The organism is Aerococcus sp. L_32 (genome assembly GCF_050689315.1).
On the sequence record NZ_JBOEQF010000326.1, the window covers coordinates 1 to 2,197 of the forward strand.

3 protein-coding genes are annotated in these 2,197 nt (G+C 39.8%); 2 read left to right on the forward strand and 1 reads right to left on the reverse strand.

The window, feature by feature from the left end; genetic code table 11:
* Positions 1–39: 39 nt before the first annotated feature.
* Both ACRCJ0_RS12420 and ACRCJ0_RS12425 read left to right on the forward strand, forming a co-directional pair.
* Complete coding sequence (locus ACRCJ0_RS12420; RefSeq protein ID WP_271735825.1) at positions 40–420, forward strand: single-stranded DNA-binding protein; 381 nt, start codon at positions 40–42, stop codon at positions 418–420.
* A 172-nt stretch (positions 421–592) separates the two neighbouring features.
* Positions 593–1,018 carry a DUF1772 domain-containing protein gene (locus ACRCJ0_RS12425; RefSeq protein WP_197558367.1) on the forward strand — a complete coding sequence of 142 codons (426 nt, stop codon included), beginning with the start codon at positions 593–595 and terminating at the stop codon, positions 1,016–1,018.
* Between the two features lie 371 nt (positions 1,019–1,389).
* On the opposite strand, the gene whiA is transcribed toward ACRCJ0_RS12425, so the two are convergent.
* The coding region (gene whiA, locus ACRCJ0_RS12430; RefSeq protein WP_431390621.1) for a DNA-binding protein WhiA at positions 1,390–2,197 on the reverse strand (808 nt) is incomplete at its 5' end.

A 2,197-nucleotide genomic window follows, 5' to 3' on the forward strand; every position in this document is an offset into this window, starting at 1 on the left:
CAACCTCTAGTTGAGTCAGAAACCTTAGGAGGATGAAAAATGAATCAAGTACAATTAATCGGACGTTTAGCCAGAGAAGTCACCCTAACTGAAATTTCAAACGACCGACAAGTGGTCAACAACGCAGTAGCCATTAACCGTAAAGGGAAAGATGGGACTGACCATGTCGACTTTATCCCTATTACCGCTTGGAACGGGACGGCTAAACTCATTGATACCTACATGCAAAAAGGCGATGAATTAGCGGTTGTTGGTCAATTGCGTATGCGTCAGTTTGAAAATAAACAAGGTCAAAACGTCTCAACAATTGAGGTGCAAGTATCTGAAGTGACTTTCCTTCGTAAGAAAATGGGTATTGATCAACCGCAAAACCCTGCCGAACAATTAATGACCAATATCGAAACCCTGATTTTAGATTAATCAAGATAGCAAACTATACTAGCTCAATTTAAATTTGGCCCCCATCCAGATTTAGCAAGGTCCCACTTTCCAGTAGAAACTTGTTCCAGTACAATAGACTTAATGATAGGCTATTAAAAAGGGCTATTAACGAAACTATTGTAGCTAGGTTTTGGTTAGGGGGAGAGCGAGTGTGTCTATTTTTCAGATTGTCTATGTCCTTTGCCTAGCCATCCAACTAGGCTTCTATTTTTCTTTCTCCAACACCATCATGCCAGTTCTTGGTAAACAAGCCGGCAACGTTGGGCAAAGAATCATGCAAGACATCAACAAACAGGTTGAAAACGACCGATTTCTAGGCAGTTTTTTTGCACCGATATTTTTATTCATTGCGTTGATTTTGCTAGGCAACCCCATTGACTGGCAAATGTATCTGAGCTTTGTGATTTATTTTGTCGGTGTCATCGGCGTAACTATCGCCTTCAATATGCCACTGAACCGCCAACTAGCTAACCGGAAAATCCGAATCGATTGGACTGACTTTGTCCAACAATGGTCTAGGTGGAACCATGTAAGAACTGGATCTGCCCTAGTTGCCTTAGCCCTAGCTATCAGCTAATAATAATATTATTAACTACACCTTCATTAAATAATTAGCCATACCATCAACTGATTGTTCACTAAACCAATCCTAGTACGAGCTGGTCACCTGTACATGCATCAGCTATAGAAAAAGCCTTGTGACTGAAGATAATCTTCACCCACAAGGCTTTTATCGTGAATTTTTTAAGACATTTTTACTGAGCAATCATCTGGCTGAATAATCATCCGATATTATGTAATACAAAGTAAAAAATGACCAATACTGAATTTTGACCCTTGCTATAACCAAATGATTATATCCACGAAAATTGCAATTAAAAAAGCGATTTTCAAGCAGTCACCCACCGTCAAATCGCTTCATTCTATATCTATTCTTCTAAATTTATCCTACTGTGTAATTGCTGTATTTCTTAATTGCTCAGCGTATTGGTTAATCTTACGTAGTCGGTGGTTGACACCTGATTTAGAAATCGGTTCACCGTCAACCAGTTCCCCTAATTCTTTAATAGATGCCTCTGGGTTTTCCAACCGCAGTAATGCAATCTCTTGTAATTTTTCAGGCAATTCACCAATCCCAACGGTTGCTTGAATCAATTCGATATTTTCAACCTGCTTGGAAGCTGCTGTCACCGTTTTATTCAAGTTGGCATTCTCACAGTTGACAATCCGGTTGACTGAATTCCGCATGTCGCGAACAATCCGAATATCTTCAAACTTCAGCATAGAAGAGGTGGCCCCAATTAGGGCTAAGAAGTCAGCAATCTGTTCTGACCCTTTTAAATAAGCGATATAACCAGAGCGCCGTTCCACTGACCGCGCATTTAAATTAAACTGGTTCATCATAGTCACCAAGTCTTCGCAATGCTCTTCATATACTGAATAGATTTCTAAATGATAAGCTGATTTTTCAGGATTGTTCACTGACCCACCAGCCAAGAATGCCCCACGCAAGTATGACCTACTCCGCTGTTCATTCTCCATCATTTCGGCTGAAATATTTGGATTGATGACCAAAGTATCAAGAATTTCTAAATCCTTCAAGATTTCCTCAACCCGGTCTTTTACCCGCACAATATAGATATTATTCTTTTTTAATTTCATTTTCTTCCGAACAACCAACTCACCGTGGGTATGAAAAAATTCCTTCAACAGTGAGTAGATTCGTCGTGCAATTGCGGCATTTTCTGTCTGTACA

Coding starts and splice junctions, on each gene's coding strand:
- ACRCJ0_RS12420 (WP_271735825.1), top strand. CDS start 40: ATGAATCAAGTACAATTAATCGGACGTTTAGCCAGAGAAGTCACCCTA.